Source organism: Mesorhizobium sp. B2-3-10 (genome assembly GCF_006442275.1).
GTDB classification, from domain to species: domain Bacteria; phylum Pseudomonadota; class Alphaproteobacteria; order Rhizobiales; family Rhizobiaceae; genus Mesorhizobium; species Mesorhizobium australicum.
Genome location: NZ_VFVT01000008.1, coordinates 156,206 through 177,457 on the forward strand (window position 1 = coordinate 156,206; position 21,252 = coordinate 177,457).

General features: G+C 64.1%; 15 protein-coding genes. 12 read left to right on the forward strand and 3 right to left on the reverse strand.

Annotated features, from left to right (window positions below):
• The first annotated feature begins 26 nt into the window (after positions 1-26).
• The 7 genes from FJ943_RS23155 to minE all read left to right on the forward strand — a co-directional run bounded on the left by FJ943_RS23155 (position 27) and on the right by minE (position 10,791).
• The gene (locus FJ943_RS23155) at positions 27-314 is read left to right on the forward strand and encodes a hypothetical protein (RefSeq protein ID WP_015316916.1); all 288 of its coding nucleotides are present in this window, start codon (positions 27-29) and stop codon (positions 312-314) included.
• A gap of 56 nt (positions 315-370) precedes the next feature.
• Positions 371-520: a hypothetical protein gene (locus FJ943_RS23160; RefSeq protein ID WP_015316917.1), complete on the forward strand. Its 150-nt coding sequence runs from the start codon at positions 371-373 to the stop codon at positions 518-520.
• Between the two features lie 181 nt (positions 521-701).
• Entirely contained in the window at positions 702-6,452 is a 5,751-nt protein-coding gene (locus FJ943_RS23165) for a HAMP domain-containing protein (RefSeq protein WP_246671925.1), read from the forward strand.
• Between the two features lie 3 nt (positions 6,453-6,455).
• Complete coding sequence (locus FJ943_RS23170; RefSeq protein WP_140725202.1) at positions 6,456-8,513, forward strand: response regulator; 2,058 nt, start codon at positions 6,456-6,458, stop codon at positions 8,511-8,513.
• Between the two features lie 159 nt (positions 8,514-8,672).
• Positions 8,673-9,536, forward strand: a complete 864-nt coding sequence (gene minC / locus FJ943_RS23175) for a septum site-determining protein MinC (protein ID WP_140725205.1) — start codon at positions 8,673-8,675, stop codon at positions 9,534-9,536.
• A 170-nt stretch (positions 9,537-9,706) separates the two neighbouring features.
• Positions 9,707-10,522 carry a septum site-determining protein MinD gene (minD, locus tag FJ943_RS23180; RefSeq protein WP_015316922.1) on the forward strand — a complete coding sequence of 272 codons (816 nt, stop codon included), beginning with the start codon at positions 9,707-9,709 and terminating at the stop codon, positions 10,520-10,522.
• The gene (gene minE, locus FJ943_RS23185) at positions 10,519-10,791 is read left to right on the forward strand and encodes a cell division topological specificity factor MinE (RefSeq protein WP_023774842.1); all 273 of its coding nucleotides are present in this window, start codon (positions 10,519-10,521) and stop codon (positions 10,789-10,791) included. Before minD ends, minE begins: the two co-directional genes overlap by 4 nt.
• 85 nt (positions 10,792-10,876) lie before the next feature.
• Here the strand turns inward: minE and FJ943_RS23190 are convergent, their stop codons facing one another.
• Positions 10,877-11,524, reverse strand: coding sequence for a sulfotransferase family protein (locus tag FJ943_RS23190; RefSeq protein WP_246687316.1), 648 nt, complete (start codon positions 11,522-11,524; stop codon positions 10,877-10,879).
• 226 nt (positions 11,525-11,750) lie between these two features.
• Between FJ943_RS23190 and FJ943_RS23195 the strand changes: the two genes are divergently transcribed.
• The gene (locus FJ943_RS23195; RefSeq protein WP_140725208.1) at positions 11,751-13,211 is read left to right on the forward strand and encodes a hypothetical protein; all 1,461 of its coding nucleotides are present in this window, start codon (positions 11,751-11,753) and stop codon (positions 13,209-13,211) included.
• 75 nt (positions 13,212-13,286) lie between these two features.
• Here FJ943_RS23195 and FJ943_RS23200 read toward each other — a convergent pair whose 3' ends face one another.
• Both FJ943_RS23200 and FJ943_RS23205 read right to left on the reverse strand, forming a co-directional pair.
• Complete coding sequence (locus FJ943_RS23200) at positions 13,287-14,528, reverse strand: ATP-binding protein (protein ID WP_140725211.1); 1,242 nt, start codon at positions 14,526-14,528, stop codon at positions 13,287-13,289.
• Positions 14,525-15,253 (reverse strand): response regulator transcription factor, encoded by a 729-nt coding sequence (locus tag FJ943_RS23205; protein WP_140725214.1) that lies wholly within the window; start codon positions 15,251-15,253, stop codon positions 14,525-14,527. Before FJ943_RS23205 ends, FJ943_RS23200 begins: the two co-directional genes overlap by 4 nt.
• Positions 15,254-15,473: 220 nt before the next feature.
• Between FJ943_RS23205 and FJ943_RS23210 the strand changes: the two genes are divergently transcribed.
• The 4 genes from FJ943_RS23210 (at position 15,474) to FJ943_RS23225 (ending at position 21,221) form a co-directional block, all read left to right on the forward strand.
• On the forward strand, positions 15,474-16,175 hold the full coding sequence (locus tag FJ943_RS23210; RefSeq protein ID WP_140725217.1) for a hypothetical protein: 702 nt from the start codon (positions 15,474-15,476) through the stop codon (positions 16,173-16,175).
• A 102-nt stretch (positions 16,176-16,277) separates the two neighbouring features.
• Positions 16,278-16,508, forward strand: a complete 231-nt coding sequence (locus FJ943_RS23215) for a hypothetical protein (RefSeq protein ID WP_224527071.1) — start codon at positions 16,278-16,280, stop codon at positions 16,506-16,508.
• Positions 16,509-16,786: 278 nt separating this feature from the next.
• Positions 16,787-18,061 carry an efflux RND transporter periplasmic adaptor subunit gene (locus tag FJ943_RS23220; RefSeq protein ID WP_140725220.1) on the forward strand — a complete coding sequence of 425 codons (1,275 nt, stop codon included), beginning with the start codon at positions 16,787-16,789 and terminating at the stop codon, positions 18,059-18,061.
• 4 nt (positions 18,062-18,065) lie between these two features.
• Positions 18,066-21,221: an efflux RND transporter permease subunit gene (locus FJ943_RS23225; RefSeq protein ID WP_140725223.1), complete on the forward strand. Its 3,156-nt coding sequence runs from the start codon at positions 18,066-18,068 to the stop codon at positions 21,219-21,221.
• Positions 21,222-21,252 lie beyond the last annotated feature (31 nt).

Consider the following 21,252-nt stretch of genomic DNA (forward strand, 5'->3'; position numbering starts at 1 on the left):
TGTCCCACCGCAAAGGAGATGCACTCATGGACCACGCCAATCACGTAAGGCTCAGCCGCGCCGAACTGACCCCGGATACGCTTGAAGGCGCGACCATCTACGGCCCCAACGACGAGAAGATCGGCTCCGTCGACCATATGCATGGCAGCAGCCAGGTCGTCATCGACGTCGGCGGCTTCCTCGGCATCGGCGCCAAGCCGGTCGCCGTCGCCGCCAACGAACTCGATTTCATGCGCGACGAGGACGGCGACGTTCACGCCGTGACCAGCTGGACCAAGGACCAGCTGAAAGCCATGCCCGAACACCGCGACTGACAATAGGAAGGGCTCGGCGATCGCCGGGCCCTTCGTCCTTTCCTGAGGAGAGACCAATGATCAGGAAGCTGAAACACGGAAAATATCGGCTTTATTCAAGGAAAAAGGACGAGAAGACGGGCAAGCGGCGAAATCTGGGCACGTTCGACAGCCGCGAAGCGGCGGAGAAGCACGAAAGGGAAGTGCAGTATTTCAAGCGGCATTGATGAGGATCGCAGTGCGCAGCGGTACACAGAGGCCGAGACCGCTGTAGGCCAACCGGCCTTCTTCGTCCTCCTAGGGGGCCAGCAAAGCGCGGCGGACCTTTCAGCCGCGCTTGCAAGCCATATGGAACCAAATACGCGGCCACGCGTTAAGGGCTTCGGCCCGATCCGGCCGGGGGTTCGCGTGGAGGGGTTTTTGGGCGCATCTCGGTTACCAAAAGAACAACTGGACTCTCGACAAATCCTTAGCGCTCTCAAAGCTTTTCGAAACGGCGATTTCTCCGTCCGCATCGAAAACGTCTATGATGGGCTGAGTGGCGAGATTGCAGACACGTTCAATCAAATCGTCGAACTCAATGACCAGGTGACGCGGGAATTCGCGCGGCTCAGCCGGGTGGTCGGCAAGGACGGGCGCATCAGCGAGCGCGGCCATGTCAGGAACGCCAAAGGTAGCTGGGAATCGAGCGTCCGATCGGTCAACGACCTGATCGAGGACATGGTGCAACCGACCGCCGAGGTGGCCCGGGTCATCGGCGCCGTCGCCAAGGGCGATCTGTCCCAGACCATGATGGTGGAGATCGACGGCAGGCCGCTGCGCGGCGAATTCCTGCGGATCGGCAAGATCGTCAACACAATGGTCGAGCAACTCGCCTCGTTCACTTCGGAGGTGACGCGCGTGGCGCGCGAGGTCGGCACCGAGGGCAAGCTAGGCGGTCAGGCCCGGGTCAAGGGGGTGGCGGGCACCTGGAAGGATCTGACCGACAATGTGAACGCGATGGCGACCAACCTGACGAGCCAGGTGCGCAACATCGCGGAGGTGACCACCGCAGTCGCTTCGGGCGATTTGTCGAAGAAGATCACCGTCGACGTGAAGGGCGAGATCCTGGAGCTGAAGTCGACCATCAACACCATGGTCGACCAGCTCAACTCGTTTGCCGGCGAGGTGACGCGCGTCGCGCGCGAAGTCGGCACCGAGGGAAAGCTCGGCGGCCAAGCCCGCGTCGAGGGCGTCGGTGGCACCTGGAAGGACCTGACGGACAGCGTGAACCTGATGGCCGCCAATTTGACCGGCCAGGTCCGCAATATCGCCGATGTGACGACCGCGGTGGCGCTCGGCGACCTGTCGAAGAAGATCACCGTCGACGTGAAGGGAGAGATTTTGGAGCTGAAGTCCACCATCAATACGATGGTCGACCAGCTCAACTCATTTGCCGGCGAGGTGACGCGCGTTGCACGCGAGGTCGGCACGGAGGGAAAGCTCGGCGGGCAGGCGCAGGTGCGGGGTGTCGCCGGAACCTGGAAGGATTTGACCGATAACGTCAATTCAATGGCGGCCAACCTGACCGGCCAGGTGCGCAACATCGCCGAAGTGACCACCGCGGTGGCTCTTGGCGATCTGTCGAAGAAGATCACGGTCGACGTGAAGGGCGAGATCCTGGAGCTCAAGAACACCATCAACACGATGGTGGACCAGCTGAATTCCTTCGCCTCGGAAGTGACGCGCGTCGCGCGCGAAGTCGGCACCGAGGGAAAGCTCGGCGGTCAGGCGGAAGTCCGTGGCGTCGGAGGCACCTGGAAAGACCTGACCGACAACGTCAATTTGATGGCCGCCAATCTCACCGGCCAGGTGCGCAACATCGCCGATGTGACGACGGCCGTCGCGCGGGGTGATCTCTCCAAGAAGATCACGGTCGACGTGAAGGGCGAAATCCTCGAGCTCAAGAACACCGTCAACACGATGGTGGACCAGCTCAACTCATTCGCCTCCGAAGTCACGCGCGTTGCCCGCGAAGTGGGCTCGGAGGGAAAACTCGGCGGCCAGGCCCATGTCGAGGGGGTCGGCGGCACCTGGAAGGACCTGACCGACAACGTCAACGCCATGGCCGGCAACCTGACCGTGCAGTTGCGCGATGTCTCCAAGGTCGCGACCGCGATCGCGACCGGCGATCTCACCCAGAAAATCACCGTCGATGCGCTGGGAGAGATTCTGCAGATCAAGGACGTCATCAACACGATGGTGGACCAGCTGAACTCCTTCGCATCCGAGGTGACGCGCGTTGCCCGCGAAGTGGGATCGGACGGCAAGCTTGGCGGCCAGGCACAGGTCCGCGGTGTCGCCGGCACGTGGAAGGACCTGACGGATAACGTCAACGCCATGGCCGCCAATCTGACGGGCCAGGTCCGCAACATCGCGGAAGTGACGACCGCCGTTGCGCTGGGCGACCTGTCGAAAAAGATCACGGTCGACGTTCGCGGCGAAATTCTCGAGCTCAAGGACACCATCAACACGATGGTGGATCAGCTCAACTCTTTCGCCTCGGAAGTGACGCGTGTCGCGCGCGAAGTCGGCACCGAGGGGAAGCTTGGCGGCCAGGCACAGGTGCGCGGTGTCGCCGGCACCTGGAAGGACCTGACCGACAACGTCAATTCGATGGCCGAGAATCTGACCGGCCAGGTGCGCAACATCGCCGATGTGACGACCGCTGTGGCGCGAGGCGATCTGTCGAAGAAGATCACCGTCGACGTCAAGGGCGAGATCCTGGAGCTGAAGTCCACCATCAACACCATGGTAGACCAGCTCAACTCATTCGCGGGCGAGGTGACGCGCGTGGCGCGCGAAGTCGGCACGGAGGGAAAGCTCGGCGGCCAGGCACAGGTCGAGGGCGTGGCGGGCACCTGGAAGGACCTGACCGACAACGTCAACCTCATGGCGACCAACCTGACCAACCAGGTGCGCGGCATCGCCGATGTCGTCACCGCCGTGGCGCAGGGCAATCTCAAGCGCAAACTCGCCGTCGATGCCAAGGGCGAGATCGCGTCCTTGGCAGACACCATCAACGGCATGATCGAAACGCTGGCGACCTTCGCCGATCAGGTGACCAACGTCGCCCGCGAGGTCGGCATCGAGGGCAAGCTCGGCGGCCAGGCGAGGGTGCCTGGCGCCGCCGGCCTGTGGCGCGACCTGACCGACAACGTCAATCAGCTGGCGGCGAACCTGACCACCCAGGTGCGGGCCATCGCCGAGGTGTCAACCGCGGTCACCAAGGGCGATCTTACGCGTTCGATCAGCGTCCAGGCTTCCGGGGAGGTCGCGGCGCTCAAGGACAACATCAACGAGATGATCCGCAACCTGAAGGATCAGACGCTCAAGAATGCCGAGCAGGATTGGCTGAAGACCAACCTCGCTCGGTTCTCGCGCATGCTGCAGGGCGAGCGCGATCTGGCCACGGTGTCGCGCATGATCATATCGGAACTGGCGCCGCTGGTGAACGCGCAGTATGGCGTTTTCTACGTAACCAATCGCGACGAGGATGAGTCCTATCTGGAACTGGCAGCGTCCTACGCCGCCGAGGGCAAAGCCAAGATCCGCCAGCGTGTGGACTTTCGGGAAGGCCTGATCGGTCAAAGCGCGGCCGACAAACGGGCGATCATGCTCGACGAGGTTCCCTCGAGCTTCCTGCGCATCAGCTCGGGCCTCGGCGAAGCACCGCCGGCCAGCGCTATCGTTCTGCCGGCATTGTTCGAGGAAGAGGTCAAGGCGGTCATCGAACTCGCTTCGTTCAGCCGCTTCAGCGACACGCATCGCCTGTTCCTCGAGCAATTGATGGAGTCGGTCGGCATCGTGCTCAACACGATCGCCGCGACCATGCGCACGGAAGGGCTTCTCAAGCAGTCACAGCTTCTGACGTCCGAACTGCAGTCGCGCCAGACCGAGCTCACCAAGAAACAGGAAGAGCTTCACGCCACCAACGAGGAATTGCAGGAGAAGGCGCAGCTTCTCGAGAACGAGAAAAAGCAGGTCGAGAACAAGAATCTCGAGATCGAAATGGCCAGACGGGCACTCGAGGAGAAGGCGGAACAGCTGGCGCTGACGTCCAAGTACAAGTCCGAATTCCTGGCCAATATGAGCCACGAGCTGAGAACGCCGCTGAACTCGCTGCTGATCCTGTCCAACCTGCTCGCGACCAACCAGCAGGGCAACCTGAACGACAAGCAGATCGAGTTCGCTCGCACGATCAACTCGGCGGGCACGGACCTGCTCAGTCTCATCAACGACATACTGGATCTTTCGAAAATCGAATCCGGCACGGTTTCGATCGAGCTCAACGACATGCCGCTCGCACATCTGCGCCAGCATATGGAGCGAACCTTCCGGCAGCTTGCGGCCGACAAGGGGCTTGGGTTTACTATCAAGATCGATCAGATCCTGCCCGAGACGATCCGTACGGACGAAAAACGGCTGCAGCAGATCGTCCTCAACCTTTTGTCCAACGCCTTCAAGTTTACCTCTCAAGGCGACGTGACGCTCAGCATCCATGCCGAGCGGACCGGCCGCGCAAACGGCGCGGCGGCACTGCCGCAAGCGCTGGCCATCGCCGTCACCGACACGGGCATCGGCATTCCGGAGGACAAGCAAAAGCTGATCTTCGAGGCGTTCCAACAAGCCGACGGCACCACCAGCCGCAAATATGGCGGCACTGGCCTCGGCCTCTCGATCAGCCGGGAAATCGCCCGCCTGCTCGGCGGCGAGTTGCGCGTCGAAAGCCAGCCTGGAACGGGATCGACCTTCACGCTTGTCATTCCCTTCGACGGCCCGCGCAGCAGCAGTCTTGCACCGCAGGTCGAGCTTTCGCCGGCCGCCGTTTCCGTTGCGGCCAGCAGCACGACAGGAACGCCGGAACTCGCCGACGACCGTGATGCGATCGATCCATCGGACAGGGTGGTGCTGATCGTGGAGGACGACCCCACTTTTGGCGGGCTGCTGCTTGGTCTTGCGCGATCGGCCGGATTGAAAGGCGTGCTCTCCACGGCCGGCTCGGGAACGCTGGCGCTTACGCGCAAGCTCATGCCCGATGCGATCACGTTGGATCTCGGCCTTTCGGACATTGATGGCTGGGTGCTTTTCGACCTTTTACGGCACGATCCGAAGACCAGGAACATACCCATCCACGTTATCTCCGGCGCCGAAGACATCGAGCTCCTCACGCGCCGAGGCGCCGCAAGCGTTTCCAGCAAGCCGGTGTCCGCCGGCGAACTTTCGCGTGTCTTCGACGACATTCAGTCGAGGACGCTCAGGACACAACGCAATGTGCTGGTCGCGGATCCGGACCCCGAGCGTCGCCTGGCGCTGGTCGAAGCCATTCGCGACGGCGTCACATCGGTCACCGCCATCGGCCGTGTCGCGGCCAATGCCGACGGGGGTGGTATTGCCGGATATGATGCCGTCGTGTTCGGTTTTGGCCGTTCGGCCAAGGACAACGCCCAGATGCTCGATGAGATCATGTCGCAGTTCGGCGATTTTGTCCCGCGCCTGCTCTTCTTCACGCCCCATCCGGACGCCTTTCAACAGCAGATCGCCCTGCATCCGCCGCTCAGCGATGTTCCGCGTGCCGACAACTTTGCCCAGCTTGGCTTGTTGATGTCCGCAGCCCTTCCAGGCGACAGGCCCGACAAGGAAATCCTGGCTTCCGAACAACTCGACAACGCCGATCTGGCCGAGGCCAAGGTTCTGATCGTCGACGACGACATTCGCAACATCTATTCGCTGACCAGCGTGCTGGAAACTTACGGTATCGAGGTGCAGCATGCCGAGCGGGGGCGGGACGGCATAGCCATGCTTGAAGAGGCACCGGACGTCGATGTCGCCCTGATCGACATCATGATGCCCGAGATGGACGGGTACGAGACAATGCGCCGGATCCGCTCCCAGCCGGAAATCGCGCACATTCCGCTGATTTCCGTCACGGCCAAGGCGATGAAAGGAGATCGCCAGAAATGTCTGGACGCCGGCGCGTCCGACTACATCGCCAAGCCCGTCGACCTCGACCTGCTCCTCGCCCTGCTGCGGGTTTGGGTCGGTCGCTCGCGCTCGCGAGCGGGGACATCGCGGGCAGACGGCGACGACCGCAATCTGATCGCGCCCCGGCGGATTTAGCCAATGGCGGCGATGGAAGCAGAAAGCAGCGAACCGTTCGAAAAGCTGGGGCCGGTTCGCGTTCTCGCTGTCGACGACGACGCGCGAAATCTCCTTGCCATTGAGGAGGCACTTGACGGGGTCGGGCAGGTGATTTGCGCCCAGTCGGGCGACGAGGCGCTGCGCTTTCTGCTCAAGGACGACTTCGCCGTCATTCTGCTGGATGTGCTGATGCCCGGTCTCGACGGCTACGAAACCGCTTCGCTGATCCGGAGGCGCGAACGTTCGAACGCCACGCCGATCATCTTCCTGACCGCCATCAACAAGGAAGAAGCACATATGTTGCGCGGCTATGACGCCGGCGCGGTGGATTATCTGTTCAAGCCATTCGACCCGTCGATGCTGCGGTCCAAGGTCATGGTCTTCGTCGATCTCTATGAAAAGACGAGGGAAATCGAACGGAATGCGGCCAGGGAGCAACTGCTGCTTGAGCGAGCGCTGAAGGCGACCTCCGACAAGCTCGACGCCGAGCGGGCGCTGCGGCATTCCGAGGCCCGGCAGGAGACGATCCTCGCTTCGCTGCCGATCTGTTTTCACGCCCGCGCGGCCGAGGCGCCATTCGCCGCAAGCTATGTTTCCAAGGGGGTCGAGCGGTTGACGGGATTTTCTCCGGACCGGTTCATGGCGGATCCAGATTTCGGCATCAGCCGGGTCCATCCGGCTGATCGGGACGCGGTGACAAGATCGCTTTCGGCCGCCCACGAGACCGGCTCTTATGGGTGTGAGTTCCGCTGGCGATGCGCCAATGAGGAATATCGGGTATTCCTCGACCAGGGAGTGGTCGCCAGGAATGGCGCCGGGCTCGAACTGCTGGGCACCATGCAGGACATCACCGAGCAGCGCCATCTGGAAAGTCAATTGCTGCAATCGCAGCGGCTCGATGCGATCGGCAAGCTGACCGGCGGACTTGCCCACGATTTCAACAATCTGCTTGCGGCGATCCTCTCCGGGCTGAGCCTGCTCGAAAGGCAAGTGAGCCTCGACGGCAAGGCGGCCCAGGTTCTCGACATGACGCGCCGCTCCGCTTCCCAAGGCAAGGACCTCATCCAGCGCATGCTCGCCTTTTCAAGGCGCCAGGATCTGAAACCGGTTGCCGTGCGGATGTCGAGCCTCGGAGACACGATGACCGGCCTTGTGGCACCGATCCTGGGCGGCCTGGTGCGCTTCGACTGGCATGTCGGTGACGACATATGGCCGGTGCATGCGGACCCGGCGCAGCTTGAGCTTGCTTTGATGAACCTGGTCTTCAATGCCCGCGACGCGATGCCTTCCGGCGGGACAATCTGCGTCAGGGCCCACAATCGCAGCGTCGGCCATTCCGGCCAGGGGCTTGCCGCGGGCGACTATGTCAGGCTTGCGGTCGAGGACACCGGGACAGGTATCGCCGCGGATGTCATCAGCAAGGTGATCGAGCCGTTCTTCACGACAAAGCCGATCGGGAAGGGCACGGGTCTGGGCCTCAGCACTGTCTATGGTTTCGCCAAGCAGTCGGGTGGCACGCTCAGGATTGACAGCGAGCTTGGCCACGGCACCACCATGGAGCTCTGGCTGCCCCGTTCACGCGAGGCGCAAGACGTTACCGCCAAGGATGAGCTCGTTTTCGAAGCCAGTGCCGCCGACAATGCCGGCACGGACCTCCCGACGGCGGCCGAGGATCAGTTGCCGACTGTTCTGCTCGTCGACGACAGTCAATCCCTGCGGGAGTTGACGGCGATGTCGCTGCGGCAATCGGGTTTCGACGTGACGGCGTTTTCCGGCGGCGCCCAGGCACTGGCCGCCATCGAAAAGGAACCGGACCGTTTCGACGTCATCGTAACCGACTTCGCCATGCCGCTGATTTCGGGCATCGACGTCATCCGCTTCGCCCGAAGCCTGCGCGCGGATTGGCCGGCACTCATCGTCACGGGCTACGCCGATGCCGAGAAGATCTCGGACCGCCCTCACGACGTGGCGTTGATCAGCAAGCCCTTCGAAGATGCCCACCTGGTAGCAGCCATTCGATCAGCTTCGCGCCGCCGCTGATGCCCTTGCTTCGGAGGAGCCGCACCTGCCGTCGGTCTTCGCAGGCGCTTAGCCGACCTCCCAATTTCTCGCACCAGCTGCCGAGTTGCCCTCTCCACGTTAACCATTCGTTAACCATTAACCCCCTAGCGTTTACCTCTCAGTAAGGATTCGCTGGCCGTGACCTTTGCCGCCCCCGTCGAAACAAAATCCATTCGTTTTCGCGCCCGTTCTTTCGTGGCCTTTACGCTCACGCCGGAGGCGCCGATTTCCGCCTGGCTGGAGGGGCTGGATCACTGGATCGGCAATTCGCCGGGGTATTTTGCGGGACGGCCGGTGGTGCTCGATCTGAACGTGCTGAAGCCCGACGTCGCCGACATCGGGCTGCTGGTTGCTTCGCTCGGTGCGCGAGGTATCCGGGTCTATGCGATCGAGCTTGAAGGCGCCTCGATCGGGCTTGACCTGCCGCCGTTGCTTGGCGGCGCCAAGGAGGCCACCACGGATGGCCTGCTGTCGCAGCCCGGCCGCAAGGGCAAGGCGGAGGCGGCTGATGAAGCCGGCCAGCTGGAAACGGTGTTTTCGGATCGCGGCAAGGATGCCGGCAAGGCCGGCGAAGTAAAGGCCGGCGAAGTCAAGGCAGGCGAAGCCAGGGCCGAGGCCGGCAAGGGCAAGGCGGCCAAGGCCGCCGAAGCCGGCGCGATCGAAACTGTCCAGGCCGGCACGCTTATGGTCAAGTCGCCGATCCGCTCGGGTCAGTCGATCTTCCATCCGCATGGCGATGTCATCGTTTTGGGCTCGGTCGCGTCCGGCTCCGAAATCATCGCGGCGGGCTCTATCCATGTCTATGGCACCTTACGCGGCCGCGCCATCGCCGGCTCGCAGGGCAACCGCTCGGCACGCATCTTCTGCCGCAAGAACGAGGCGGAGCTGATTTCGGTCGACGGCTGGTACACCACCGCCGAAGAGATGGAAGGCGTCTCGCGCGGCAAGGCCGTGCAGGCCTTCCTCGAAGGCGACATGCTCGCCGTCGTGCCGCTGAACTAGGGCGGCGCGATGCTGACGCCCGGCTTCACGGTTCCGGCCCGGACAAGCGCCGAGGCACCATCGCCGCGCGCAAGCCTCGGACCGGTTTGGGATGGCATGATGGCAGGCTCTGACAACAGCCGTGCGGCGCACGGCACAACAAACGACAACAGGCAACGGAGGCTTTTTCCATGGGCAAGGTAGTGGTCGTCACATCGGGCAAGGGGGGCGTCGGCAAGACCACCTCGACGGCCGCGCTGGGTGCCGCGGTCGCCAAGACCGGCAAGAAGGTGGCGCTGGTCGATTTCGATGTCGGCCTGCGCAATCTCGACCTGATCATGGGCGCCGAGCGGCGCGTCGTGTTCGACCTCGTCAATGTCATCCAGGGTCAGGCCAAGCTGTCGCAGGCACTGATCCGCGACAAGCGCGTCGACACGCTGTTCCTGCTGCCGGCCTCTCAGACGCGGGACAAGGACGCGCTGACCGAGGACGGCGTCGGCGAAGTGATCGACAAGCTGCGTTCGGTCTTTGACTATGTCTTCTGCGACAGCCCGGCCGGCATCGAGCGCGGCGCGCAGCTCGCCATGCGCTTTGCCGACGAGGCCGTCATCGTCACCAATCCGGAAGTGTCGTCGGTGCGCGATTCCGACCGCATCATCGGCCTGCTCGACGCCCGCACCATGCGCGCCGAACAGGGCGAGCAGATCGCCAAGCATGTGCTGGTCACGCGCTATGACGCGGCGCGCGCCGCGCGGGGAGAAATGCTCTCGATCGACGACGTGCTGGAAATCCTGTCGGTGCCGCTGCTCGGCATCATCCCGGAAAGCCAGGATGTGCTGCGCGCCTCCAACCTCGGTTCGCCGGTGACGCTGTCGGAACCGCTCAACAACGCCGCCAAGGCCTATCTCGAAGCGGCACGGCGGCTTGAAGGCGAAGACTTGCCGGTGGTGGTGCCCTTCGAACGCAAGGGTTTCCTCGACCGTCTGCTCGGAAGGAGGGCCGCATGAGCATCCTCGACCTCTTCAAGCGGCGCACCAGCGCGCCGGTGGCGCGCGAGCGGCTGCAGGTGCTGCTCGCCTATGAGCGCCGCAGCCGTGGCCAGCCCGACCTCGTCTCCATTCTGCGCGAGGAAATCATGGCTGTGATCGCCAAGCATGTGCAGATCGACCAGGACTATCTCCAGGTGTCGATGGATCGGGGCGAGACCATGTCGACGCTGGAAATCGACATCCAGATCCCCAACAAGAGCGCCGTGCCGCTAGCCATGGCGGGGTAAAAAACGGTGCGCCTTTTCCTCGCCCCGCTCCACAGGGGGCGAGGAACCCGGATTGCCGGGCCGGCACCGCCGGTTTTCGTCCAGATCAGTTCAGCGAAAATCTCGACCTGAAGCCCGCGGCGCTGTTGCGATTGGGATAATCCTGATCCGGTATCGCAACGCCCAGATGAGTGCACAGCGGTTCCCAGCCATCGCCAAGAGCGTGGACCAGCAGCCGCTCCGGTGGCACTTCGGCGTACACCGCACGGACATTGGCCTCGTAGCAGGCAATGGCATGCGCTCGATCGCCGGGCCGGCCGCCGAACACCTGCCTGGCGATCAGGGCAAGGCCCAGCGATTCTTGATCCACGCTTTGCTCAAGTCCCGCCGCGATCGTTTTTTCAAAACTCTCCCACCAGCTTTCGGCCGAGCGGTAGGTCAGGATCACCCTGGCATTCGGATAGAATTCGATCAGTTCGCGCCAGTAGTACGCCGAAGGCCAGTCCAGGCAGGAGACATAGCCCGACAGCAGCTGGTTCCAATCCGGCGCGGCACCTTGGGCCAGCGCACGCCACATCCGTTTCTGCTCCTCGTTGCCGATCACTTCATGCATGTGATGACAGGGGCCGTAGCCGAGAATGGCCAGCGCCTCGCGCATCGAATCCGTGCCCGTTCGGCCAAAGCCGGTTCCGATCACCTTGATCGACATCTCCATCCCCTCCCGTTCGACCTGCAAGCCGTTTGCTGGCAGCATATCAGGCTGCACACCGAATATGCACGAGAAGCGTTGACATCGCGCCGAACACTACGGTCTGCGCCAACCCGAGGCTGGGCACTTGCTGTCGCGGCGGTGCAAATCCCCAAATGTCCGAAATTTACATTTCCCTAGGGGGGCTTCCCCTGCGGAATAAGCGGATGTAAGGATACATATTAGCAGTTTGTTAAATATCTGGTTTTGATTGCGTAAGAGGGAGTTCCGTATGAACTTCAAGAGCCTGATCAAGCGTGCTGAAGACGTAGACGACGCACTCCAGGAATTGCAGGACGATCTGGCAGACGCCCTGGATGCCAGCCTCGACAGCGAATTCGAGGCACCGCCACAGGGCGACGATGTCCCCGATAACGCGTCAACCGTCTCGCCACCCCAAGCCGATGCAGCGCAAGCGGAGGGCGCGGACAATCCCGACGATGCGGGCAACACCGACACCGCCGAAACCACGCCACGACTGACGCCTCATGCCCAGACCCGGCTCGCGGCGTTGAACGCCTTCGAAGGAATGTTCCACGACGCCAGGGATTATCTGGATGAGATCAACGGCAAATTGTCGGAGATCTCGACCTCGCACCATCTGACGCGCGAATTCCTCAACATCCTCCACACCGACATTCTTCGTGCCAATGAGCTGGAGCTCGCAAACGCCGGCCTGATCGCCGAGCAAAGAGCGCTGTCGGAAAAGCTGCACGACACGGCGGCGAAGCTGCGCGAGCGTGACAGCACGTGCGAAGTGCTGCAGCAGCGCGAGACAGACCTGGTCCAGGACCGGGACGCGCTTCGCACAGCGCTCGCGGCGGCAAGGCTCGAGCTCGCCGAGATGGGCAATGCCAGCGCCAAACGCGACGCGGAATTCGGCGACATCGCCAACCGGCTGACGGCAAGGACGGTCGAGGCCAACAGGCGCTTGCGCGAGAGCAAGATGCTGCGGGAAAAACATGTCAGCCTGTCGGTCGAACTCGACAAGGTGCTGAAGCGGGAGAGCCAGGCGCGCCACAGGCTGGACGAGCTTTCGGCAGTCCACGCCAGCGAAGCGGCGCGCCTTGCCGAACTGATGGCGGCGCTCGGCAAGAGCGAGAAAGAGGAGATCCGGCTGCAGAAGGCGCTGGAGGCCACACAGGCCAAGCTGGCGGAAAAGACCGAAACGGCCAGTCTGATGCAAGGCGACTGGGAAGCGGAACGGGCGCGCGGCCAGACCGAAATGCGCGGATTGCGGTCCGAGATACAAGACTTGGAAACGCGGCTGGAGCGGGCCTCGACCGAGAACAGTGCGGCCGCCGCCGAAATCGCCAGGCTCAAGACCGATCTGGACGACGCAGTGGCCGAAAAGAAAATCGCCGATGAAAGATTGTCCGCGCTCACCGACGAGAACGAAGCCGACAAGCTGAGCCTTTCGAAAGCGAACGCCAATCTTTCGCAACTTGCGCTGCAACAGGCATCGGAGGACATACAACGGGATGTCCAGCGGCAGGAATGCGAGGATTTGCGGGCCGAAATCGCGTCGCTCAATGCCCGGATCAAGGAATTGCTGCCCTACGAGCGGCTCCACAAGGCCACCAACGGCAAATCGCGCGAGGGCGAGGTGGTGGAGATCGCTGCCGTGGTGGCCGAGAAAGCCCGTGCAACGGGCAGGCGTCCCATCCGCAGGAATCTGCGCGCCACGTCGTAGCGCGCTTCGCAGACCTCGTTGCTTGGCAGTCCCAGCATTGGGCTGCCTTTCGCGATGTGGACGGGCCTGACCCAATCACACCGCCGCGAACACCACCGTCTGCGCCAGCCCGCCGCCCTGGCGGTTCTCCAGCGTCACGGTGCCGCCGTAGCGCTCGATGATCTCCTTGGCTATGGCGAGGCCGAGGCCGGCGCCTGGAATGGATTGCTGGCGGCCGGGGTCGACGCGGAAGAAGGGCTCGAAGGCCTTGTTGATGAGGTCGGGCGGAATGCCCGGGCCGACGTCCGATATGGAGAGCACGGCGCGCCTGTCGGCGAGGTCGAGCGCGATCGTGCAGGCCTTGCCGTGGGTGGCGGCGTTGACGACCAGATTGCGCAGGGCGCGGCGCAGGCCGAGCGCGCCGGCGCGGACCGCAACCCTGTCCAGATGCCCGATCGAGACGGAATGGCCGAGCGTGACCATCTCGGCGGATATGTCGCGCACCATCTTTTCCAGGTCGAGCGGTTCGACGGCATCCTGGTTCACCTCCTCGCGCACCAGGCGGATGGCGCTGTCGGCGATGCGGTCGAGCTCATCGAGATCGTGCAGCCACTTGTCGCGCTCCTCGTCGAGAAATTCGGCGCGCAGCCGCATGCGCGTCATCGGCGTGCGCAGGTCGTGGCCGGCGGCGGCCACCAGCCGCATGCGGCTTTCCATTGCGGTCTTCAGCCTGGACGAGAGCTGGTTCAGTGCGTGCGCCGTGGCCTTGACCTCGGCCGAGCCCACCTCCGGCACCGGCGCCAGCACGCCGTCCCTGCCGATCTTGGAGACGGTGGCCTCCAGCATTTCGAGCGGCCGGATCAGCACCGAGGTGAAATAGACAGAGACGGCGGTGGCGCCGGCAACGATCAGCGAGATCCAGCCGGCCAGAACCAGCCATTCTCGCCTGGGCGGGTCGATATGCGCAATTTCGAGGATCGCCCACCGGCTGTCGGGCAGGCGCATCGAGGCACGTTGGCTGGGTTCACCCGGTTTGTCGCTGACGATGGCCAGCACGTCGAAACCGCGGCGGCGCAGCAGATCATTGAGCATCGCCGTCTCCTGCCGGTCCACCTTGCCATCCGCCGGCCCGTCGCTGAATTGCACCCGCAGCACATCGGGTATGGGCCCCGGCAGCAGCCGCACGACGAGTTCCATCTGCTGGGCAACCCATGGCACGACGAGTTCCGGCGGCGGCCCGCCGCCGCGCACGCTGAGGACCGCCGCCGTCGCCAGGCCGACGACGCCGACGATCGAGGCGACCAGCAACAGGATGAGGCGGCGGCGCAGCGAGTTCACGCCTGCGCCTCCACCGTCTCGACGCGCGCGGTCAGCTGGTAGCCGCCATTGCGCACCGTCTTGAACAGCGGCCCGTCGCCGGTGTCGGTGAATTTGCGGCGCAGCCGGCTCATCAGCACGTCGACCGAGCGTTCGAGCGGGTCGCGCTCGCGGCCTTGCGTGAGATCAAGCAGCTGGTCGCGCGACAGCAGCCGGCCGGGGCGGTCGAGGAACACCTGCAACAGGTCGAATTCGGCGCCGGTGAGATCGACGGCCGCGCCCTGCGCATCCGTCACCTTGCGGGTGTCCGGCTCCAGCCTGTAGCTGGCGAAGCGGTAGGCGCGGGGCGGAGGCGCGGGCGCCGCTTCTTCCGGCGTCGAGCGCCTGAGCACGGCGCGGATGCGGGCGGTGAGCTCGCGCGGGTTGAACGGCTTGCCGAGATAGTCGTCGGCGCCGAGTTCCAGCCCGATGATGCGGTCGACATCCTCCTTCAGCGCCGTCAGCAGGATGACGGGAATATGCGGCTTGCGGTCGCGCAAGGCCCGGCAGATGTCGAGCCCCGAACCATCCGGCAGCATGACGTCGAGCACGGCCAGGTCGAACTGGCCAGTGGCCAGCTTCTGCTCGCATTCGCGCCTGTCGGCCGCCACCGAGACGCGAAAACCCTGGCCATCGAGATAGCGTCCGAGCAGTGTGCGGATTTCGCGGTCGTCGTCGACGACGAGGATATGGGGTTGTGACTGCATTATCGTGCCCTTGCCCATGATCCCGGGCTTGTCCTGATTATAGGGAGCGCGCGCGCAAGCGGCATGGAAAATTGCAACCCAATGTTTCTGGCCGGGGGATGGAAACATTCGGAAACAAATTGCCCTTTTGCGGAAACCTTCGGCAACATGCCGACGCGAAGCAGACAAACACGCTTCCTATCCTCCTGACGTCCAAAGCAGGGATGAAAGGAATACCGTCATGCGAAGCAGACTTCTTGCGCTCGGCCTGTTTTCCGCCGCCGCCATCCACCCCGCGCTGGCGGCGCAGCCCGACCCGGGCGCGGCGCCAGGCGGGCCGCCGCCTGCCATGGCAATGCAGGATGGAACGGACCATGGCTCGATGCCGCATCCTTCGCAAGGATGGGGTCCGCAAGGTTTTGGCCCGCACAGTTTCGGCCCGCAAGGCTTCGGCCCCCGCCGCGTGGGGCCGCCGCCGGAATTCATGCTGGCCGCCCGGCTCGCCGCGCTCGAAACACGCGTCGGCATCCGCAGCGAACAGCTCGACGCCTGGCGCGACTACACCAGCGCGCTGCAGGCGGTGCTTTCGCCACCGCGGCCGGACCGTGGTCCGGGTGGCACTGGCGGGCCTGGAGGGCCGGATGGCGGGCCGCAGGCGAAAGGCCCCGATGCAGGGCCGGCCGGCAAGCCCGATCCGTTCGCCTTCCAGGAAAGGCTGGCAGACGACGTCACGGCGCGTGCGGCTTCGGCCGCCAAGCTGAAGGACGCGATCGCCGAGCTGCGCGCCAAGCTCACGCCTGAACAGCTCGAAATCCTCGTTTCGGCGGAACGCCCATATGGACCACCCCCCGGTCCATGGGGCGGCCCGCCGAATGACGCAGTCGGTCCGGCAGGCCCGCCCAATGATGGCCCGATGCCGCCGCCCCAGCCCGGGAACGGCTGACAACGACCGGCTGCGCCGGCCGGCCCCGGTACCCAACCCGTTCCCGGGCCGGCCGGGTTTCCTTCTCCGGGATGGCGGATCGCGCCTTCCCGGATTCACCCCATGCAACAAGGCACGACAATGTGGGAAGCCCTGATGCTGCTGCGGCTGATCGCATCGGCCAGCCCGAAATATTCGTTCGGCCGGCGCATCGATCATGCCGCAACGCCGCCGGCCTTGCCGGTCGACACGCTGCAAGGCGCGATCCGGCTGGAATTCGCCGCCTGGCGCCTGTCGCTGCCGATCTCGCGGCACGCCGATGGCCACGGAAATCATGACCGCAAGATCGCGTGAGACCTGGCAAGGCGCTTGGCATGTCGGTGCTGATCGGCATAATGGCGCGGAGGGCATCGCGGCCAGCCATCCGATCCTCGGGTGCGCTCCAGCCACGAAGAAGGAGCGCGACATGAGCCGCTTCGAAGCACTGCTCGACGCCGCCCGCAAGTGGGCGCGACCCCTCGTCACGACATCGTCCGTCTCAAGCCTCACCTGCGACCGCCGGCGTTCGCCCTCGCTTTGTATTGGCCAATGCCCATGCGGTCACCGCACCCCCAGCGAAAGATCATTCAGCCATGTCCATGCAGTCTAGCCAGTCCTCCCCGCCGGTTCGCCGGCTCGCGTCCTGGACGGCGCTTGCCGCAGCCCTTCTCCTGGCGGCCTGCTCACAGGAGGGCGGCAAGGCTCCCGCAGGCATGGGCGGCGTCGGCAAACCGGAAGTCGGCGTCGTCACGCTGCATCCGCAATCGGTGGCGATCACAGCCGAACTGTCGGGGCGCACGGCGGCCTCGCTGATCGCCGAGGTGCGTCCACAAGTGAACGGCATCGTCCAGCAACGGCTGTTCAAGGAAGGCAGCGAGGTGGCGGCGGGACAGCCGCTCTACCTCATCGACCCGGCGAGCTACAAGGCGGCTTATGACAGCGCGGTCGCGGCGCAGCAGAAGGCGGCGGCGGCGGTGCCTACCGCGCAGGCCAAGTTCGACAGATACGCCGGCCTGTTGAAGCAGAACGTTGTTTCCAAACAGGATTATGATGACGCCGCCGCCACGCTTGCGCAGGCGCAGGCGGATGTGGCTTCCGCCAAGGCGAGCGCCGAAACCGCGCGCATCAGCCTCGACCGCACCTCGATCACCGCGCCGATCGCAGGCCGCATCGACAAGTCCACGCTGACACCGGGCGCGCTGGTGACCGCCAACCAGGAGACGGTGCTGACCACGATCCGTTCGCTCGACCCGATCAATGTCGACGTCACGCAGTCGAGCACCAATTTGCTCAACCTGCGCCAGGCGATCTCGGAAGGGCGGCTGAAGTTCAGCGGCCCCAATGTCAGCGTCAAGCTGAAGCTCGAGAACGGCACCATCTACGCGCAGACCGGCAAGCTGGAATTCGCCGGCGCCAATGTCGACCAGACCACCGGCACGTTCGCGCTCAGGGCCGAGTTCCCCAACCCCGACCGCCTGCTTCTGCCGGGCATGTATGTGCGGGCGCTGGTCGAGGAGGGCGTTGCCCAGAACAGTTTTCTCGTGCCGCAGCGCGCCGTCACCCGCAACACGAAGGGTGAGGCGACGGCCATGGTCATCAATGCGCAGGGGAAGGTCGAGACGCGCGTGCTTGCCGTGCGCAACACCGTCGGCAACAGCTGGCTGGTCGACAGCGGCGTGGGCGATGGTGACCGTGTCGTCGTCGAGGGCCTGCAGCTCGTGCGCCCCGGCGGCGATGCGACCGGCGTCGAAGTGACGATCGACGAGGCGACCGGTGAGATCAAGGATCGCGGCCAGACCTCCGCCTTGCCGGCCCCATCCAAGATGGCCAGCACCGGCCGGCAACCCGCCGCGTCGACCGGGAACTGAGACGATGTCAGCATTTTTCATCAACCGGCCGATCTTCGCCTGGGTGATCGCCATCGTGATCATGCTGGGCGGTCTGCTCGCACTCACCACGCTGCCGATCTCGCAATATCCGCAGATCGCGCCGACCACGGTCAATATCAGCGCCACCTATCCGGGCGCGGACGCCCAGACGGTCGAGAACTCGGTGACCAAGGTCATCGAGCAAGGCATGACCGGCATCGACAATCTCGACTACATGACGGCGACCTCGACCTCGACCGGTTCGGCCTCGATCACGCTGACCTTCACCAGTTCGGCCGACCCCGACACCGCCCAGGTGCAGACGCAGAACAAGCTGCAGCTGGTGCAGTCGCAACTGCCGCAGGTGGTGCAGAGCAACGGCATCACCGTCTCCAAATCCTCGACCGGCTTCCTGATGGTCATCGGCTTCGTCTCCAGCGACGGCAAGATGAACTCGACCGACCTCGCCGACTATGTCGACGCCACCGTCAACGACACGCTGAAGCGCGTCGAAGGCGTGGGCTCGACGCAGCTCTTCGGCTCGGGCTATGCGATGCGGATCTGGCTCGACCCCGACAAGCTGGCCAAATACGCGCTGATGCCAAGCGACGTGGCGAGTGCCATCGAGGCGCAGAACACGCAGGTTTCGGCTGGCCAGCTCGGTGGCCTGCCGGCGCGCAAGGGCCAGCAGCTCAACGCCACGGTAACCGCCAAGAGCCGGCTGCAAACCGCCGAACAGTTCCGCAACATCATCCTGAAGAGCCAGACGGACGGCTCGCTGGTCCGGCTGAACGACGTCGCCACCGTCGAACTCGGCGCCGAAAGCTATACGACGCAAGCCAACTACAACGGCAAGCCGGCGGCGGGCGTCGCCGTCAACCTGGCGACCGGTGCCAACGCGATCAGCACCGCCGAAGCGGTGCGCTCGACGATAAACCGGCTGAGCTCGACCTTCCCGCAAGGCGTCGAGGTCGTCTATCCCTACGACACCTCGCCCTTCGTGCGGCTGTCGATCGAGGAGGTGGTCAAGACGCTAGCCGAGGCGATCGTGCTGGTGTTCCTGGTGATGTTCATCTTCCTGCAGAACTTGCGGGCGACGATCATCCCGACCATCGCGGTGCCGGTGGTGCTGCTGGGCACGTTCGGCGTGCTGTCGCTGTTCGGCTATTCGGTCAACACGCTGACCATGTTCGCCATGGTGCTGGCCATCGGCCTGCTCGTCGACGACGCCATCGTCGTGGTCGAGAATGTCGAACGCGTCATGCAGGAGGAAGATCTGTCGCCGAAAGAAGCGACGCGAAAATCGATGAACGAGATCACCGGCGCGCTGGTCGGCATCGCCACCGTGCTGTCGGCGGTGTTCGTGCCGATGGCCTTCTTCGGCGGCTCGACGGGCATCATCTACCGGCAGTTCTCGGTGACCATCGTCTCGGCCATGGTGCTGTCCGTGCTGGTGGCGCTGGTGCTGACGCCGGCATTGTGCGCCACGATCCTGCGGCGGCCGAAGGACCATGCCACGCAGACCGGTCCGTTCGGCTGGTTCAACAGGATGTTCGATCGCGGCACGACGGCCTATCGCGACGGCTCGCATGGCATCATCAACCGATCGTGGCGATTTCTTGCCATCTTCCTCGCCATTGTCGTCGCCATGGGCTGGATGTTTGCGCGGTTGCCGAGCTCGTTCCTGCCGGAAGAAGACCAGGGCATCCTGATCACCAGCGTGCAATTGCCGGTCGGCGCCACACAGGACCGCACGGAGCGCGTGCTGAAGCAAGTCACCGACCACTATCTCAACGACGAAAAGGACGCCGTCGACGGGGTCTTCACCGCGTCGGGCTTCGGCTTCGGCGGAGCCGGGCAGAATGTCGGCATCGGCTTCGTGCGGCTGAAGGATTTCGCCCAGCGCAAGTCGTCCGCAATGGCCGCGCAGGCGATCGCCGGCCGCGCCATGGGCGCGTTCTCCAAGATCACGGATGCGCAGGTCTTCGCGCTGGCGCCCCCGGCCATCCAGGGTTTCGGCAACACCAACGGCTTCGATTTCTACCTGCAGGACGTCAACGGCGCCGGCCATGACGCGCTGATCCAGACGCGCAACCAGCTTCTGGCCTTGGCTGGGCAGAGCAAGGTGCTCGCAAACACGCGTCCCAACGGCCAGGAGGACCAGCCGCAATTCTCGGTCGACATCGACCAGGAGAAGGCGAGCGCGCTGGGCGTCAGCCTTGCCGACATCAACAACACGTTGTCCAGCGCCTGGGGCAGCGATTACGTCAACGACTTCATCGATCGGGGACGGGTGAAGCCGGTCTACATGCAATCGGACGCGAATTTCCGCATGCAGCCGGAGGATCTCGACAAATGGCAGGTCCGCAATTCAAGCGGCGCCATGGTGCCGTTCTCGGCCTTTGCCTCCAGCCACTGGACATTCGGTTCGCCCCGGCTCGAACGCTATAATGGTTCGGCCGCGGTCGAGATTCAGGGCGCGGCGGCAGCGGGCGTGAGCTCGGGTGCGGCGATGGACGAGATCGACAAACTCGTCGCGCAACTGCCGGCCGGCTATTCGCATGAATGGACCGGGCTGTCGCATCAGGAGCGGCTTTCGGGCAACCAGGCGATGTCGCTCTATGCGATCTCGGCCTTGGTCGTGTTCCTGTGCCTGGCCGCGCTCTATGAGAGCTGGTCGATCCCGTTCGCGGTGATGCTGTCGGTACCGATCGGCATCTTCGGCGCGCTGCTGGCGGCAAGCCTGTTCGGCCAGACCAACGACGTCTATTTCAAGGTCGGCCTGCTGACCACGATCGGCCTCGCCGCCAAGAACGCCATCCTGATCGTCGAGTTCGCCATCGAACGGCAGGCGGCCGGCATGGGGCTGGTGGAGGCAACGCTCGAGGCGGCGCGACAGCGGTTGCGGCCGATCCTGATGACGTCGCTGGCCTTCATCCTCGGCGTCACGCCGCTTGCGATCGCCAGCGGCGCCGGCTCGGGCGCGCAGAACTCCGTGGGCATCGGCGTGATGGGCGGCATGATCGCCGCGACCGTGATCGGTGTGTTCCTGGTGCCGCTGCTGTTCGTCACGGTGCGGCGCATCTTCAAGGGCAGGGTGGCCAAACCAGATCCCGGGCAGGATAAGGGCGAAATGCCGGTGACGGCCAACCAGCAGTAAGGGTTCTTGCATGAGAGGTTTTGAACGTGGC

Bases quoted from the DNA above. Each gene is read 5' to 3' on its own strand.
- FJ943_RS23155 (WP_015316916.1), top strand. From the start codon at position 27: ATGGACCACGCCAATCACGTAAGGCTCAGCCGCGCCGAACTGACCCCG.
- FJ943_RS23160 (WP_015316917.1), top strand. From the start codon at position 371: ATGATCAGGAAGCTGAAACACGGAAAATATCGGCTTTATTCAAGGAAA.
- FJ943_RS23170 (WP_140725202.1), top strand. From the start codon at position 6,456: ATGGCGGCGATGGAAGCAGAAAGCAGCGAACCGTTCGAAAAGCTGGGG.
- minD (WP_015316922.1), top strand. From the start codon at position 9,707: ATGGGCAAGGTAGTGGTCGTCACATCGGGCAAGGGGGGCGTCGGCAAG.
- minE (WP_023774842.1), top strand. From the start codon at position 10,519: ATGAGCATCCTCGACCTCTTCAAGCGGCGCACCAGCGCGCCGGTGGCG.
- FJ943_RS23190 (WP_246687316.1), bottom strand. From the start codon at position 11,524: ATGCTGCCAGCAAACGGCTTGCAGGTCGAACGGGAGGGGATGGAGATG.
- FJ943_RS23195 (WP_140725208.1), top strand. From the start codon at position 11,751: ATGAACTTCAAGAGCCTGATCAAGCGTGCTGAAGACGTAGACGACGCA.
- FJ943_RS23205 (WP_140725214.1), bottom strand. From the start codon at position 15,253: ATGCAGTCACAACCCCATATCCTCGTCGTCGACGACGACCGCGAAATC.
- FJ943_RS23210 (WP_140725217.1), top strand. From the start codon at position 15,474: ATGCGAAGCAGACTTCTTGCGCTCGGCCTGTTTTCCGCCGCCGCCATC.
- FJ943_RS23215 (WP_224527071.1), top strand. From the start codon at position 16,278: ATGCAACAAGGCACGACAATGTGGGAAGCCCTGATGCTGCTGCGGCTG.
- FJ943_RS23220 (WP_140725220.1), top strand. From the start codon at position 16,787: ATGTCCATGCAGTCTAGCCAGTCCTCCCCGCCGGTTCGCCGGCTCGCG.
- FJ943_RS23225 (WP_140725223.1), top strand. From the start codon at position 18,066: ATGTCAGCATTTTTCATCAACCGGCCGATCTTCGCCTGGGTGATCGCC.